We start from the raw sequence: 12,181 nt of genomic DNA on the forward strand, positions 1-12,181 counted from the left end.
CGGGCGTTCCGTTCCAGGGACGGGCAGATCACAGATGCGGGCCGGTAGCCGGGGTGCGCCCCAGATCGCTACGCGCTCCTGTCGGGTGGCGTCCGCGAGCCCCTTGGGCTGGACATAAGCCGCCACCTGTCGCTACGCGCTCCTCGACTACGGCGTCCGCAGGCCTCTCGGGCTGGTCATAGGCCGCCATCGATCGCTACGCGCTCCTGCGAGACGGCGTCAGCGAGCCTCTGGAGTTGGGCATAGACCGCCCACTATGGGCCGGGCCCTCTCGATCACGCGCCTGCGGTCCGTCCGGGGCTGGACAGAAGCCGCAGAAACCTTCACCCTCCTCCCCACGGACGGCGTCCGGCGCTTGTTCGTGGCCGGGAGGGGCGAAACAAGCGGGCGGGAGGGCCATCCAACGGCCCAGCCGATGCCAACCCCGAATAAGGCGATGATGGGATCCCACCTGCCAGCACAGACGGGGGTAATTGGGGCGAATTGAAGCTTTCCGAGGAGCCCGCCCACCCAGACCTGGATTGGGATCGTCCCAGCCGTCATCTGACGCTTTTCCACCCCGTGGGAGGGGCGGACGCCGTCCATGAGGCGCGATGGAAGCTTTCTGCGGCCTGCGACCAGCCCCAGACGGATCGCAGACACGTAACCGAGAAGCGCGCGCAACCGGTGGCGGCCTACGCCCGGTCCACAGAGCCGCGGACGCCCTCCCTCAGGTGCGCACAGCCATCGATAGCGGCCTATGCCCAGCCGTAGGCGGACTGCGGACGCGTGATCGAGAGCGCACCGCGATCGATGGCGGCCCATGCCCAGCCACAGGGGCTTGCAGGCGCCGTCTCGCGGGAGCGCGTAGCGATCGATGGCGGCTTATGCCCAGCCCACGGAACCTGCGGACGCCGTCTGGCAGGAGCGCGTAGCGATTGGAGGCGCACCCCAACCACCGACTCGCGTCTCCGACGGCCCGTCCCTGGAACGTAACGCCCGGCCCGTTCTTCTGGGGGCTTCCCGACAGTCCTCGACTTTCCGTGGCGGGACGGGCGGTCAAGGGTGGCCGGAGGCCATCACGCAGTGACGCGACCGCAGGGAGCGCCCTTGAGGGGCCGGCCCGACACGGAAGACGATGGGACTGACGGGAAACCCCAGGACCTCCCTGATGCCGCCCGGCCGGGACCCCGACCCCCGAAGCCCCCGCCCGCCCCGCCCGCCCCGCCCCGCCCCGCCCGCCCTGCCCCCCGCTACGGCGCCGTCAGGCGGCGGACCGACTCCACCACCGCCGCGCGGTGGGCGGCGAGGCGGTCGGCGGGCCACGCGGTGCCCGAGGCTCCTGCCGCCGGGCCGCCGACCGCCGCGAACCAGGCCTGCGACAGGCCGACGACCAGGGTCAGCACGTCCGCCGGGGCGATGCCCGCGTCGATGCGGCCTGCCTCCTGGGCCCGCCGCACAGCCGCGATCTTGCCGTCGTAGGACTCGGCCTCCGCGTCCGTGGAGCCGGGGCGCTCCAGCTGCTTCCACAGCACGAGCCGCATCAGCTCGGGCCGCTCGACGAGGTGGTCGAAGACGGCTCCCGCGTAGCCGGGCAGGTCGTCGGCGTCGAAGGGGACGGATTCCGATCCGGTCTCCAGGGCCCGCTGGAGCACGGCGTCGAAGAGCTGCTCCTTGTTGCCGTAGTAGACGTAGATGAGCCGCTTGTTCGCCTGCGCCGCCTCCGCGATGCGATCGACCCGCGCTCCGGCGATGCCGTAGGTCGCGAACTCCGAGAAGGCTGCGTCGAGCAGGCGCGCCTTGGTCGCGTGGGAATCCCGTGCCATGCCCGCAGCCTAGCAAGTAACTATCCAGTTATTGACAAGAGCCGCGGAGGCGTCGCATGCTCTACCTATCCAGTTAGTTACTTTCTTTCGAGGAGCACACCATGGAGATGCGCGCACTGGGCCGTCAGGGCCTGCAGGTCGGGGCCGAGGGCCTCGGCCTCATGGGGATGAGCGCCCACTACGGCGCCACCGACGAGACCGAGTCCCTCGCCACGATCGACCGCGCCCTGGACCTCGGCGTCACCCTGCTCGACACCGCCGAGGGCTACGGCCCCTTCCGCAACGAACAGCTGCTGGGCAAGGCCCTGGGCGGCCGCCGTGAGGCGGCCGTGGTGGCCACGAAGACCGGGATCGAGTTCACCGATGGGGGCGCCTTCCGCGGGCACAACGGGACCCCCGACTACATCCGCCGGTCCGCCGACCGTTCGCTGCGCCACCTGGGTACCGACCACATCGATCTCTACTACCTGCACCGCGTCGACCCGAACGTGCCGATCGAGGAAAGCGTGGGCGCCATGGCCGAACTGGTCGAGGCCGGCAAGGTCCGCCACATCGGCCTGTGCGAGGTCTCCCCCGCCACGATCGCCCGCGCCCACGCCGTGCACCCGCTGGCCGCGGTACAGACCGAGTACAGCCTGTTCGAACGCGGCATCGAGCACGACGGCGTGCTCGACACGCTCCGCGACCTGGGGATCGGGCTCGTCGCCTACTCCCCGCTCGGTCGCGGGTTCCTCTCCGGCGCCATCACCACCCCCGACGACTTCGCGGAGGACGACTTCCGCCGCACCGACCCGCGTTTCCAGGGCGAGAACTTCCACCGGAACCTCGCCGTCGTGGACCAGGTGCGCCGGCTCGCCGCCGAGAAGGGCGTGACGCCCTCGCAGCTGGCCCTGGCCTGGACCCTGCACCAGGGCGCCGTGCCCATCCCGGGCACCAAGCGCCGCCGCTACCTGGAGGAGAACGTCGCCGCCACCGCCGTGACGATCACCCCGGCCGAACTGGCCGCGATCGACGCCGTGGCCCCGCACGGGGTGGCTTCGGGCGACCGCTACGCCCCCGAGCTGATGGCCTCCCTGAACGGCTGACCGTACCGGTCACCCCGGCACCCACCGTCACAGCATGACGTGCTTGACCTGCGTGTAGTCCAGAAGACCGGCCAGGGACAGGTCGCTGCCGTAACCCGAGTGCTTGACCCCGCCGTGGGGCATCTCGGAGACCGTGGTGCCGTGGGTGTTCACCCAGACGATCCCGGTGCGCAGGGCCCTCGTCGCCCGCATCGCGCGGTCGTGGTCGGAGGTCCACACGCTGGCGGCCAGGCCGTGGCGGACGTTGTCGGCCAGTACGAGGGCCTCCGCCTCGTCGGTGAAGGCCTGCACGGTCACGACGGGACCGAAGATCTCCTCCTGGACGATCTCGTCGTCCTGGCGCACCCCCGCGACGACCGTGGGCTCGTGGAAGAAGCCGCGTCCCGGGAGCCGGCCACCGCCGGTGACGATCTCGGCGCGGTCCGGAAGCCGGCCGAGCAGTTCCTGTACCGAGGCCAGCTGGGCGGCGTTGTTGAGGGGGCCGAAGTCGGCGTCCGGCTCGTCCGGGGCACCCGGGCGCAGTTTCGCCGCCCGCGCCGCGAAGGCGGCGAGGAACGCGTCGTGGATCCGGTGGTGGACGAGGAGCCGCGTGGGCGCGGTGCAGTCCTGCCCGGCGTTGTAGTAGGCGACCGCGGCGAGGGTCGCGGCGGTGGCCTCGACGTCCACGTCGTCGTGGACGAGGACCGGGGCGTTCCCGCCGAGTTCCAGATGGACGCGCTTGAGGTCGAGGGCCGCGGCCGCCGCGATCTGCCGGCCCGCCCGCACGCTGCCGGTGACGGCGACGAGGGCGACGTCGCGGTGGGCGACGAGCTCGCGCCCGGTGTCGCGGTCGCCGCAGACCACGTTGAGCACGCCGGGCGGCAGGTGCTCGGCCGCCAGCCGGGCCAGGAGCACGGCGGACGAGGGTGTGGTGTCGGCGGGTTTGAGCACGGTGGTGTTGCCCGCGGCGATCGCCGGGGCGATCTTCCACGCGGCCATCATCAGCGGATAGTTCCACGGGGTGATCTGGGCGCAGACCCCGATCGGTTCGCGGCGCAGGAGGGAGGTGCGGCCTTCGGTGTACTCGCCGGCCGCGGCGCCGGGCAGGTTGCGGGCGGCGCCCGCGAAGAAGCGGACGCTGTCGACGATGGCGGGGAGTTCCTCGGTCCGGAACAGGTGGGGCGGTTTGCCCGTGTCGCGGGTCTCGGCGGCGACGAGGGCGTCCGCGTGCTCCTCGATGGCGTCGGCGATGCCGAGCAGGGCTCGCTGCCGTACGGCCGGGGTGGTGCGGGACCAGTGCGCGTACGCCGCCGTGGCGGCCTCGCACGCGGCATCGGTGTCGGCCCGGCCGGAGCGCGGGGCGTACCCGTGGAACCGGCCGGTGGCGGGGTCGACGAGTGGCGTCGTCTCGCCGGTGGCCGCGGGCCGGTCGGTCCCGGCGACGTGGTTGAGCAGGGTGGCGGAGTACGTGTCGGCGTGGGTGCCGGAGAGTGGTGCGGTGTCAGCCACGGCGCAGCGCCTCCCCGGCGGCGGCGCGTCCGGTGCGGACGGCGCCCTCCATGTAGCCGGCCACCCACTGGTCGGATCCGCAGACGTAGAAGGGTGGTTCGTGGGTGCCGTGGCGGGGGCCGACGGCCGTGACGTCACCGGGGGTCCACTGGGTGACGTACCCCTGGGTCCACGGGTCGGTGCCCCACATCCGGATGTGGGTGGCGAGCGGGCGGTGCGCCTCGTCGCCGTAGAGGCGGGCGATCTCGGCGAGGAGTTCGCCGGTGCGCAGCGGGGCGGGTGTGCCGAGCAGCACGGCGAGCCTTTCGGGTGGTACGAGGGCGGAGAGGATGCCGTCGTTCTGCGGCCAGGTGCTGCCGATGACCCCTTCGCATTCGGAGAGTCCGCTGCGGCCGCGGTCGTGCCAGAACGGCCGGGCGTAGGCGGCGACGAACTTGGCGGCGAGGGCGTGGCGCTGGCGGTGGAGGGAGCCGAGCCGTTCCTCGGAGACGCCGGTGACCGTGACCGCGCGGAGGGGGCCCACGGGCAGGGCGCTGACGACGGCGCCGGCGGTGAGGGTCTCGCCCCCGGCGAGGCGTACGGTGCAGCGGCCGGGGCGGCGGATGGTGACGGCCTCGACGGGTGAACCGGTACGGATGCGGCCGCCGAGGGCGGCGGCCATGCGCAGGGCCACGGTCGCGGATCCCTCGGCGACCCGCAGGCCCTCCCAGGCCTCGTAGTCGTAGTGCTGGTCGGGGCCGGGCACGGGAACGGCGGCGTGCTTGCGCAGGGCGGCGAGCAGGGAGGTGCGTTCGTACGAGCCGTCGGCGAGGGCGAGCTGGCCGATCTCCCAGAGGCGGACGACGGCCGGGGTCGCGCCCTCGGCGCGCAGCCAGTCGCCGACGGAGATCCGGTCGAGGGCGGTGGCGTCGGGGTGGGCCCAGGGGTCGTCGGGATCGACGGTGCGGGCGAGCGCGCAGAAGGCGTCGGTGACCTTGCGGTGGCAGGTGTCGTCGCCGGGGCCGAACCAGTGGGGCGGGTCGTCGGTGGAGAGGCCTTCGGGGGTGGCCCGGGTGAGGGCGCCCGGTTCGGCGACGTAGCTGGGGGTGAGGGTGAGGCCGAGTTCCGCGGCGAGGGTCGTGTAGGCGGTGTGGGCGCGGCCGACGACCTCGCCGCCGAGCTGGACCAGCCGGCCGTCGGGGAGCTCGGTCTGCTCGACGCGTCCGCCGACCCGGTCGCGGGCCTCGACGACGAGGACGTCGGCACCGCCGGCGGCGAGGTCGCGTGCGGCGGCGAGGCCGGCCAGGCCGGCGCCGAGCACGATGACGTCGTGGTTCATGGGTGTTCCTCCGGTCGGGGCGGGGTCAGTCGAGGACCAGGCAGTGCTCGGGCTTCCAGCCGATCTCGACGTGCTCGCCGCCGCTCCAGCGGTCCTCCATGCGGGAGCGGACCGTGTTCTGTTCCAGTACGGAGACCGTGACGCCGGGGGCCAGTTCGATCAGGTAGGTGGTGGTCGGGCCGCAGTAGACGGTCTCGCTGACGACGCCGCCGACCCGGGCCATGTCGGGTTCCAGGTCGGACAGCCAGATCTTCTCGGGGCGGATCGAGACGTTGACCCTGCTGCCGTCGGTGACGGCGGGCCGGTTGCCGACGGGCAGTTCGGGTCCGCCGTCGAGGACGACCCGGCCGGAGCGGTAGGTCCCGGGGACGAGGTTGGAGGTGCCCATGAAGGAGGCGGTGAAGCTGCTGGTGGGCCGTTCGTAGACGTCTTCCGGGGTGCCGCACTGTTCGACGCGGCCGTCGTTCATGACGGCGATCCGGTCGGACATGGTCAGGGCCTCGTCCTGGTCGTGGGTGACGAAGACGAAGGTGATGCCGACCTCGCGCTGGATCTGCTTGAGCTCGACCTGCATGTGGCGGCGCAGTTTCAGGTCGAGGGCCGCGAGTGGCTCGTCCAGCAGCAGCACTTGGGGCCGGTTGACCAGGGCGCGGGCGAGGGCGACGCGTTGGCGCTGGCCGCCGGAGAGGGTGGTCGGCTTGCGGCTCGCGAGGTGTCCGAGCTGGACGAGGTCGAGCATGCCCGTGACCCGCTCGCGGATCTCGGGGCGGGGGACGCCCTTGCGCTTGAGGCCGAAGGCCACGTTGTCCGCGAGGGAGAGGTGGTCGAAGAGGGCGTAGCTCTGGAAGACGGTGTTGACGTTGCGCTTGTTCGGTGGCAGGCCGGTGACGTCCTGGCCGTCGAGCAGGACGCTGCCCTCCGTGGGCTCGGTGAAACCGCCGATCATCCGCAGCAGGGTGGTCTTGCCGCAGCCGGAGGGGCCGAGGAGGGAGAAGAACTCGCCCTGGGCGATGTCGAGTGCGACGTCGTGCACGGCGTAGGTGTCGTCCGCGGCGGGATAGCGCTTGCTGACGTGGTCGAGGCGGACGGCGGGGGTCGGGTGCACGGGGGTCGGGTGCATGGGTGTCACTTCCCGGAGAGCAGGTCGAGGCCGCCGCGGCGCCCGAACAGGCGCGGTATGGCGAGGGCGAGGACGATGAGGCCGACGGAGCCGGCGAGCATCAGGGTGCCGACGGCGTTGATGGTGGGCTGCACGCCGAACCGGATCGCCGAGTAGATGCGGACGGAGAGCGGCTGCGGGTCGACGCCGGTGGTGAAGTAGGCGAGGACGAAGTCGTCGAAGACGAGGGCGAAGATCAGCACGGCGGAGGCGAGGATGCTCGGCAGCAGCGCGGGCAGGGTGACCAGGCGCAGCGCCTGCCGGCGGGTGGCGCCGAGGTCCATGGCGGCTTCCTCGACCTCGGGGTTCAGGGCGGCGATGCGGGAGCGGAGGATGACCGTCACGTAGGAGATGGAGAAGGTGATCTCGGCGAGCATCACGGTGGTGGTGGAGAGGGTGATGCCCAGCCCCTTGAAGAGGAGCATCGCGGCGACGCCGGTGACGATCTCCGGGGTGATGAGCGGGACGAGCATGACCAGGCCGGCGAAGGAGCCGAGGCGGCTCCTGCTGCGTACGAGGCCCAGGGCGAGGGCGACGCCGAGGACGAGCGAGCCGGCCATGGCGACGAGGGAGACCCGCAGGCTCATGCCGAGGGAGTCGAGGATGACGTCGTCGTGGAGGAAGGCGGTGTACCAGCGGAGGCTGACGCCGTCGAAGACGGTGAGGGACTTCTGTGCGTTGAAGGAGAACAGGACGACGACGCCGACGGGGAGGTAGAGGAGGGCGAAGAAGAGGGCGGTGACGGCGATGGCGAAGCGGGGGCGGCGCTCGGCTGCCCGGCGTCGGCGTCGCCGCTTGGCCGGTGCGCCGGGTGCGGGCGGTGCGCCGGGGGCGGGCGGTGCGCCGGGTGCGGGCGGTGCGCCGGGTGCGGGCGGTGCGCCGGGTGCGGGCGTACCGGCCGGTGCGCCCGGGGTGCTCTTCGTGTACGGGGTGTTCGTCGCGCTCGGCGCCGTCACGGTGGTCCGGGCGTCCGCGGCGGCTTGCGCGTCCGCGGCGCCCGCGCTGTTTCCGGTGGTCATCGGGCCGCCTCCGCCTCGTCCTTGCGGGTGCGCCGCAGGTAGCCGAGCATCCCGAGGAACAGGACCGCCATGAGGAGCATGGTGAGGGCCGAGCCCAGCGGCCAGTTCTGGCCCTGGAAGAACTTGTCCTGGATCAGGTTGCCGATCATGATCTGGTCGGGTCCTCCCATGAGCTGTGCGCTGACGAAGTCGCCCATGGCGGGCAGGAAGACGAGGACGCAACCGGCGGCCGCTCCCTGCCGGGTGGCGGGCACGGTGACGTAGAGGAAGGTGCGCAGGGGGCCGCCGTACAGGTCGCGGCCCGCTTCGATGAGCGAGGTGTCCATGCGCTCCATCGCCGCGTACAGCGGGATGATCATGAAGACGACGAAGCCGTAGACGAGTCCGGCGATGACGCCCGCGCCGGTCTGGAGGATCTTGGTGTCGTCGTCGGCCACGCCGGCCGCGCGCAGGAACTTCAGCAGCGGTCCGTCGTCGGAGAGGACGACGGACCAGCCGTACATCCGTACCAGGTAGTTGGCGAAGAACGGGACGACGATCGCGGCGATCAGCAGGTTCTTGAAGCGGCCGCCGCGCAGTGCGATGGCGTAGGCGACCGGGTAGGCCACAGCCAGGCAGATGAGGCAGGTGATCAGCGCGTAGCCGAGGGAGCGCAGCAGGACGGTGCGGTAGGCGGGGTCGGCGAGCGCGGTGAGGTTCTCGGGGTTGAAGCCGAAGCGCGGGTTGCCGAGGGGGTCGGTGGTGCCCAGGGCGAGGGTGGCCACGAGGAGGAGCGAGGCGACGAGGAAGCCGGTCATCCAGAGGGTGCCCGGGAGGAGGAGCCAGGTCCACAGCCGGGTTCCCTTCGTTCGGGTGTCGGCCATGTCAGCCGGCCTTCACGTCGGTCCAGGCGGCGTCGCGGGCTTGTTCGGCCCGGGCGTCGCCGTTGCGGAAGAAGAGGTCGGCCTTGAGGTCGTCGGCGGTCACCAGGCACTGGGGGAAGGGTTCGACGAGGGCCGCGTAGGTGTCCTCGGTGCCGCGGACCGGCATGGGGTAGCCGATGTACTCGATGTTCTTCTTCACGTTCTCCGGGCGGAGCATGTAGTCGATGAAGAGCATCGCGGTCCCGGGGTGCTGGGCGTTGGCGGGTATGGCGTAGCAGTCGGAATTGACGGGGGCGCCCTCGCGGGCGACTTCGAAACCGAAGACCGCCGGGTCCTCGGCCTGGGCGAGCATGGCGGCCATGTCGCCGCTCCAGGCCTGGGTCATGTCGGCGTTGCCGTTGAGCAGGTTGTTGTAGCTGTCGCTGGAGAAGCCGCGCAGGCGGGGGCGGAGCGAGCGGAGGGTGTCGGTGACGCGGGCGAGGTCGCCGCGGTCGCCGGTGGTGAGGTCGAGGCCGAGCTTGAGCGCGCCGAGGCCGAGGACCTCGTCGCGGTCGTCGAGGACGAAGACCTTGCCCTTGGCCTGCTCGTTCCACAGGTCGTCCCAGGAGCCGGTGAGGTCGCCGAGCCGGTCCCGGCGCCAGCCGATGCCGGTCTTGTACATGGTGAAGGGCACGGTGTGGGCCGAGCGCGGGTCGTACCAGGGGTCGGCGAAGTACCCGTACCCGCCGAACACCGGCTCCGCGTTGCGCAGCCGGGAGTGGTCGATCGTGCGCAGGCGGCCGCCGGCCGCGAGGCGCTGCGCCCATTTCGCGGTCGGGAAGATGATGTCGTAGCGGTTCCCGGCGTTGAGCTTGGCGGCCATGCCCTCCATGGAGTCGTAGTTCGACTGGACGACCTTGACGCCGTATTCCTTCTGGAAGCCTTCGAACACGGCCGGGTCGACGAAGTCGGCCCAGTTGAAGTAGACGAGGTCGCCGTCCACCTGGACGTCGATGGGGGTTTCGGCGGTCGCCCGGTCGGCGGGGTCGGCTTCGGACGCGAAGCCGCAGCCGGCTGCGGTGAGGGCGAGGGCGGCGGCGGTGCCGACGCGCAGGAAGAGGCGTCTGGTCGGGGGGAGTGCCTCGGGGGACATGGGGTCCTCTCCGTAGGGCCGCAGGGGGACGGCGGGAACGAGCGGAAGGTGGGGGCTCGGTCGAACGGTGGGCGCGGACGCCGGGGGCCGGGGGCTGTACGGCGGGGGCGGCGAGCGGCGGATGGCGGGTGGCCGGTGGCGGACGCGGGACCGCTGGTGCGGTGGGGGTCGGGCGGGGCATGGCCGGGGCCGGGCGTGGTGGGGTGCGGCGGCCGTGCCGTGCGCGGAGGGGTCCGTCAGGTCGGGCCCAGCCGGATCGGGGGGCCGCTACGGCGCGGCGCCGTCAAGGGCGGCGCGGATGCGGGCGGCGAACCAGCCGACGGCGGATTCGCGGCGCGAGAGGGGTCCGGGCTCGAAGCCGGGGGTGGAGAGGCCCTTCTGGACGCGGGCGACCAGTTCGGCGTCCTCGTCGTTGGTGATCCAGCCGATGTGGATGTTCAGGCGCCTGGCGAGGCGGGTGCGCCACCCGGTGCCGCGGCGGGTGTAGAAGGCGCCGGGCACGGCGACCCGGTCCACGGCCGTGGGGATCGCCGTCCAGGCCAGGACGTGGTCCGGGTAGAAGTCGATGAGGGTGTTGGGGTAGATGACCGCGTACCGCCAGATCCGACGGTCGGCCTCGGCGAGTCCGGGCATGGGGGCGGCGATGCGCTGGTAGAGGCGTTCGGCCCAGTTGGAGGACGGCTTGTCGCGCAGCGGTGAGGCGAACAGCGCGTAGTTCTCCTCGATCTCGCAGGTGTACCCCTGGTAGTCGAGCAGGCGCATCAGTCCGGGGTGGGCCACCGGGACGTGGTAGCCCTCCAGGTAGTTGTCGACCGCCACCTTCCAGTTGGCCTGCTGCGTTTCGGCGCCGGCCAGGTCGTGGATGCGGGCCCGGCCGATGGGCACGAGGTCGGCTCCGGCGTAGTGGCCGACCGCGTCCGCGAGACCCGCGCAGCTCGTGGCGAGCGGTACGGCGTCGGGGTCGAGGTTGACGAAGACGAAGCCGAGGAAGGACTCGACGGAGGCCGGGAAGAGGCCGAGCTTCGGCTTGTCGAGGCAGGGGATCTGTCGGGCCTCCGGGGCTCCGACGAGGCTTCCGTCGAGGCGGTACGTCCAGCCGTGGTAGGGGCAGCGGATCGCCTTGCCGGCCGGTTCGGGGTTGGTGACCAGGCGTGTGCCGCGGTGGCGGCAGACGTTGAGGTGGGCGGCGAGTCCGCCGTCCTCGGTGCGGACCACCATGACCTCGCGGTCGGCGACGGTGGCGGCGAGACGGGATCCCGGTTCCGGCAGGTCGGACTCGTGGCAGACGAGCTGCCAGGACGCGGCGAAGACGTGCCGGGTCTCGGCGGCGGCGATCTGCGGATCGGTGTAGTACCGCGCCGGAAGCGCGGGCCCGGGAGCGTCGGCGGCGGTAGCTCCGGGTGCGGGTGCGGGTGCGCCCGGAGACAGCGCGCTGGGAGCCGGGGCTACGCGGGCCGGGGCGCCCGTGTCGGGGGCGGTTGTTCCGGGGGCCGGGGCCGGCGCGCCCGCGACGGGGGCCTCGCGGACGGGTCCCTCCCCGGCGGCGGCCTTCGCATCGCCGGAGGCCCCGCCGGGCGACACGCCCTCGGCAGGGGCAGTGGCTCCGGGGGCCGGGGCCGGTGCGCCCGGAGTCTGCACGCCGGGGACGGGGACTTCGCGGACGGGCGTGCCCGCGGCGGGAGGCTTCGCATCGCCGTTCGCATCGCCGTTCGCATCGCCGTTCGCATCGCCGGGCGACACGCCTGCGGCGGGGGCGCTTGCCTCAGGGGCCGGGGCCGTGGCGCCCGGAGCGGGGGCTCCGCGGGTCGGGGCGCCCGTGGCAGGGGCCGCCGAGCCGCCGGAGGCGTCGACGGGCGATGCGGCCAGGGCAGACATGGCCCGGATGCGGGTGCCACGGGCTCCGGCCTCGGGGGCCGGTGCCTCGGAAGCGGCCGGTGCCTCGGGGGGCGTTGCGTCGGCGGCCGGTGCGTCGGCTGAAGGCGCCTCCGGGCAGGCCGCCTCCGGGGAGGCGACGTCCGAGCGGGTCGCGTCGGAGCGGGCCCCCTCCACGAGGGCTGCGTCCGGGTGGGGGCTGGTCGGCGGTGCCGCGTGCGGGGAGGTCGCCGCGGCCGGGCGGTCGGGCGGCGCGGGGCGGGACGGGGGGCCGGTTCGGCCTGCGGCGTCGGTGCGCCCGGGGGGCCCGGGGGGCCCGGCGTGGCCCGTCGGTGTTTCGGGAGCTCGGGAATGCATCGTGACTCCTCCGTGCCGCCGTGCGGCGATCGGTGTCGGCGTTCGATGACGAGACGGCCCAGCAGTGGACAGGCGGCCGGGGC

General features: G+C 72.8%; 9 protein-coding genes. 1 reads left to right on the top strand and 8 read right to left on the bottom strand.

What is annotated here, in order from left to right:
• Positions 1-1,232: 1,232 nt before the first annotated feature.
• Positions 1,233-1,805: a TetR/AcrR family transcriptional regulator gene (locus tag AC2RP6_RS05230; protein WP_486445078.1), complete on the bottom strand. Its 573-nt coding sequence runs from the start codon at positions 1,803-1,805 to the stop codon at positions 1,233-1,235.
• A 101-nt stretch (positions 1,806-1,906) separates the two neighbouring features.
• Here AC2RP6_RS05230 and AC2RP6_RS05235 point away from each other — a divergent pair, with 101 nt between their 5' ends.
• Positions 1,907-2,890, top strand: coding sequence for an aldo/keto reductase (locus AC2RP6_RS05235; RefSeq protein ID WP_486445079.1), 984 nt, complete (start codon positions 1,907-1,909; stop codon positions 2,888-2,890).
• 27 nt (positions 2,891-2,917) lie between these two features.
• On the opposite strand, the gene AC2RP6_RS05240 is transcribed toward AC2RP6_RS05235, so the two are convergent.
• The 7 genes from AC2RP6_RS05240 to AC2RP6_RS05270 all read right to left on the bottom strand — a co-directional run bounded on the left by AC2RP6_RS05240 (position 2,918) and on the right by AC2RP6_RS05270 (position 11,744).
• Positions 2,918-4,378: an aminobutyraldehyde dehydrogenase gene (locus AC2RP6_RS05240; protein WP_486445080.1), complete on the bottom strand. Its 1,461-nt coding sequence runs from the start codon at positions 4,376-4,378 to the stop codon at positions 2,918-2,920.
• Positions 4,371-5,696, bottom strand: coding sequence for a flavin monoamine oxidase family protein (locus tag AC2RP6_RS05245; RefSeq protein ID WP_486445081.1), 1,326 nt, complete (start codon positions 5,694-5,696; stop codon positions 4,371-4,373). The genes AC2RP6_RS05240 and AC2RP6_RS05245 overlap by 8 nt, the downstream gene beginning before the upstream one ends.
• Before the next feature lie 25 nt (positions 5,697-5,721).
• Positions 5,722-6,816 carry an ABC transporter ATP-binding protein gene (locus AC2RP6_RS05250; protein ID WP_486445082.1) on the bottom strand — a complete coding sequence of 365 codons (1,095 nt, stop codon included), beginning with the start codon at positions 6,814-6,816 and terminating at the stop codon, positions 5,722-5,724.
• A 5-nt stretch (positions 6,817-6,821) separates the two neighbouring features.
• A complete protein-coding gene (locus AC2RP6_RS05255; protein WP_486445083.1) occupies positions 6,822-7,874 on the bottom strand; it encodes an ABC transporter permease in 1,053 nt (350 codons plus the stop codon).
• Positions 7,871-8,737, bottom strand: a complete 867-nt coding sequence (locus tag AC2RP6_RS05260; protein WP_486445084.1) for an ABC transporter permease — start codon at positions 8,735-8,737, stop codon at positions 7,871-7,873. Before AC2RP6_RS05260 ends, AC2RP6_RS05255 begins: the two co-directional genes overlap by 4 nt.
• Position 8,738: 1 nt before the next feature.
• Complete coding sequence (locus AC2RP6_RS05265; protein WP_486445085.1) at positions 8,739-9,869, bottom strand: polyamine ABC transporter substrate-binding protein; 1,131 nt, start codon at positions 9,867-9,869, stop codon at positions 8,739-8,741.
• A gap of 267 nt (positions 9,870-10,136) precedes the next feature.
• Complete coding sequence (locus AC2RP6_RS05270) at positions 10,137-11,744, bottom strand: aromatic ring-hydroxylating oxygenase subunit alpha (protein WP_486445086.1); 1,608 nt, start codon at positions 11,742-11,744, stop codon at positions 10,137-10,139.
• Positions 11,745-12,181 lie beyond the last annotated feature (437 nt).

The sequence above is a fragment of the Streptomyces sp. WAC03905 genome (genome assembly GCF_057371075.1).